The 3614-nt window shown below is 62.0% G+C and carries 4 protein-coding genes; all 4 read left to right on the top strand.

The window, feature by feature from the left end; genetic code table 11:
- Positions 1–304 (top strand): ABC transporter permease (locus tag ACP5E6_RS17205; protein ID WP_427956252.1); only part of this gene is annotated, 304 nt, incomplete at its 5' end.
- Positions 305–306: 2 nt separating this feature from the next.
- Entirely contained in the window at positions 307–1275 is a 969-nt protein-coding gene (locus ACP5E6_RS17200; RefSeq protein ID WP_427956250.1) for an ABC transporter permease, read from the top strand.
- 16 nt (positions 1276–1291) lie between these two features.
- Positions 1292–2140, top strand: a complete 849-nt coding sequence (locus ACP5E6_RS17195) for a sugar phosphate isomerase/epimerase family protein (RefSeq protein ID WP_427956248.1) — start codon at positions 1292–1294, stop codon at positions 2138–2140.
- 89 nt (positions 2141–2229) lie between these two features.
- Positions 2230–3461 (top strand): IS3 family transposase gene (locus ACP5E6_RS17190; protein ID WP_427956246.1). Its coding sequence is split into 2 segments (ribosomal slippage): positions 2230–2503 and positions 2503–3461, totalling 1233 coding nucleotides; the frame shifts between segments, so codons are not numbered across the junction.
- Positions 3462–3614 lie beyond the last annotated feature (153 nt).

Raw genomic sequence — 3614 nt, 5'->3', positions numbered from 1 at the left:
GGTGCTCGGGGTGCTGACCGGGTTTGCGGCATTGCTCACATTGGGACAAAGCCCGATGGTGCAGACCTCGACCGGTAGCGGGTTTGTCTTGCAGGTGATTGCGGCGGTGGTGCTGGGCGGAACGTCGCTGTCCGGCGGGCGGGGCACCATGGCGGGCACGCTGCTGGGCACGCTGGTGGTGCAGGTGGTCGATGACGGGATCGTGCTGCTGCACATCCAGCCGTTCTGGAACGGCGTGGCGCTGGGGGTGATCATTCTCGCGGCGATCGGGCTCAGTTCCCGCCGTGATGCTGGAGGGATGTGAGAATGCATGCGTCGGGGTTCGACCGCACACGGCCGTTGCTGCTGGCGGCGATGGCGGTGCTGGCACTGATCGGGTTCGCCATGGGGCACCCCGATATTCTGAGCGGTGCGAATTTCGACAGCATGGCGGTGTTCGGCGTCGAGATCGGGATGATCGCGCTGGGGCAGACGCTGGTGATCAGTGGTGGCGATTCCGGGATCGATCTGTCGGTGGGCGCAATCGCCGGTCTGGCGCAGGTGGTGCTGGGGCGGCTGCTGCATGCCGATGTGCCATGGCCCCTCGCCGTGGCGGTGACGCTAGGTGCCGGGCTTGGACTCGGTGCGATCAACGCGCTGGCGATAACCTGGCTGCGGATTGCGCCGATCATTGCGACGCTGGCGACATTGTTCGGATATGCCGGCCTCGCGCTGGTGCTGAGCGGGGGGACCAACATCGATCTGACGCAGCAGTCCTCATGGTTTCTGGCGCTGGGCCAAGGGCATGTGCTGGGGCTGCCGTTTCAGTTAATTGCACTTTACCTACCGCTGCTGGCCGTGTTCGCATATTTGCAGCACGGCACCGGCTATGGGCGGGCACTGTATCTGACTGGCACGAACGACCGTGCCGCAGCGCTGGCCGGGTTGCGGGTCGGCCGGCTGCGCGGTACAGCCTATGCGCTGTGTGGATTGACCGCGACAATTGCGGGGATCGTCGGTGCCGCGCGGCTTGGCACGGCGCGGCCGGATGCGGGGTTGAATGACAATCTGATCAGCATCGCCATCGTGGTGCTGGGTGGCACCGGTATTTTTGGCGGGACCGGGTCGGTGGTGGGCACGGCGCTGGCGACAGTGGTGATAGCGATTGTCGATTACGGGCTAAGTTATAATGATTTCAACCCAATCTATCAGGCCGGCGTGATCGGTGTGATTTTGATCGGAGTGATCCTGGTCGAGAATCCGGTGCTCGCGTGGCACGCCAGGCGGTTCAAGTGAGGAGGGATAATGGTGCATGAAGGGATTTGGTATCCACACCAGCCTTTGGGCGCATGATTGGACCGAGCAGGCCGCACGGCAAGCGATTCCCGAAGCGGCGAAAAACGGGCTCGCCTTTGTCGAGATCGCGCTGATCGAGCCGAACCGGGCCGAAACCGCCGTGACGCGGGCCTTGCTGGAGCAACACGGACTCGATGCGTGCTGCTCACTCGGTCTGCCCGAGGATGCGCGACCGACCAATAATGCGGACAAGGCGTTGGAGTTCGTAACGCTAGCGCTGGAAAAGACCGCCGCGATCGGCGCCAAGCTGTTCACCGGCGTAACTTATGGCTCGATCGGCGAGCGCACTGGCAAGCCACCGACCACAACGGAACTCGATGCGGTGGCGCGGTTTCTCGACAAGGCGGCGGCGGTCGCGCGCGGGTTTGGTATTACCTTCGGGATCGAAGTGGTCAATCGCTACGAGTCACATCTGTTCAACACAACCGAACAGGCGGTTGCCTTAATCGAGAGGGTAGGCGCGCCGAATATCGTGCTGCATCTCGATACCTATCACATGAATATCGAGGCGACCGGGCAGGCCAACGCGATCCGCGCGGCGGGGGCACACCTTGCGTATATCCATCTGTCGGAGAGCCATCGCGGGGTGCCGGGTACCGGCACGATCGCGTGGGACGAGGTGTTCGCCGGGCTGGCCGGCCTGGGGTTCACCGGCGGCATGGCGCTCGAGAGTTTCATTTATATGCCACCGCGCCTGGCCGCGGCACTTTCTGTCTGGCGGCCGGTGGCATCCAGCCGGACCGCAATCATCGAGGAGGGATTGCCGTTTCTGCGCAACAAGGCGCGGCAGTACGGGTTAATCTGATCGCAGAGTTCAGTGAACTGGGCCCCGAAAATGGGACCAGGGGCTTAATTGGAAGATGCGTCGCTCAGTTGTGGTAAACGGAGCGAATTATGAGCAAAACGAGACGGACGATTGATGCGGCGTTGAAGGCGAAGATTGCCTTGGAGGCGTTGCGTGAGCAGGCGACGGTGGCCGATTTGGCGACCCGCTATCAGGTTCACCCGAACCAGATTTACGCGTGGAAGAAGCAGTTGCAGGAGCATGCGGCGCGCGCGTTTGATCCGAAGATTGGCCAGGATGCCGAGGCGGCCTCGAGCCGGGCGATCGAGAAGCTGCACGCGAAGATCGGACAGCTGACGATTGAGAACGATTTTTTCGCAAAGAGGTTCGGCAAATGAGCGCACCGGACCGTAGAGCGAAGCTCGACCGGCACCATCCCGATCTATCGGTCCGCCGGCAATGCGAAATGCTGAATGTGGCTCGATCTGGAGTGTACCGAGCGCGCCGGCCGGCAAATGACAACGATCTGGACCTGATGCGCCGGATTGACGAATTATTCCTGCGGCACCCGTTTCTGGGGTCGCGACGGCTGGTGGCGCTGCTGAGGGGCGATGGCTTGCGGGTGAACCGCAAGCGGGTGCGGCGGCTGATGCGTCTGATGGGGATCGTGCCGCTGGGTCCCAAGCCGCGGACCAGCAAGCCGGGTGCGGGTCACAAAATCTATCCGTATCTACTGCGGGATCTGAAGATCGATCGGGCAAATCAGGTGTGGTGCGCCGATATCACGTATCTGCCAATCGGCCGGGGGTTTCTGTATCTGGTGGCGATCATGGACTGGTATAGCCGCGCGGTGCTGGCCTGGCGGGTATCGAACACGATGGATGTCAGCTTCTGCGTCTCGGCGCTGGAAGATGCGTTGGCGCGGTTCGGCAGGCCGGAGATCTTCAACACGGATCAAGGCTCGCAGTTCACCTCGGCGGAATTCACCGGTGTGCTGAGCGCGGCGGGAATCCGGATCTCGATGGACGGCAAGGGCCGGTGGATGGACAATGTCTTCATCGAGCGGCTCTGGCGATCACTGAAATACGAGGATATCTACATCAAGTTCTATGCCGATGGGAGCGAGGCGCGTGCCGGGATTTCTCAATGGATGGCCTTTTACAATTATCAACGCCCCCATCAGGCGTTGAGCAATCGGGCGCCGATGGAGGTCTGGCGCGAAGAGATGATCGGCGCGCTGCCGCCGATGGCTGTGGATATGACGCTGGTCCTTCGGTCCAGCTTGGACAACGCTCACGCGTTGCCCACATATCCACAGCCACAACAGCAGCAAGCAGCATAACATAAATGGAGATCAGAACGGCGCCACTTCCACCTTAATGCCACCCGAACTTGGTCCTCACCGCAGGGTCCAGTTCAGTATCGGAATTGCCGCCATAGCCGCGAATTTCAACGCCGGTGGCGGCGGACAGGGCGCCGGCCGAGCTGGTGGAGG

It is taken from the genome of Acidiphilium sp. (assembly GCF_049977125.1).
In the GTDB taxonomy this organism is placed as follows: domain Bacteria; phylum Pseudomonadota; class Alphaproteobacteria; order Acetobacterales; family Acetobacteraceae; genus Acidiphilium.
This window is presented reverse-complemented; position numbering and strand designations above follow the sequence as displayed.

What these genes read in the sequence shown, in the direction of transcription:
- ACP5E6_RS17200 (WP_427956250.1), top strand. Translation starts at nt 307, where the DNA reads ATGCATGCGTCGGGGTTCGACCGCACACGGCCGTTGCTGCTGGCGGCG.
- ACP5E6_RS17195 (WP_427956248.1), top strand. Translation starts at nt 1,292, where the DNA reads ATGAAGGGATTTGGTATCCACACCAGCCTTTGGGCGCATGATTGGACC.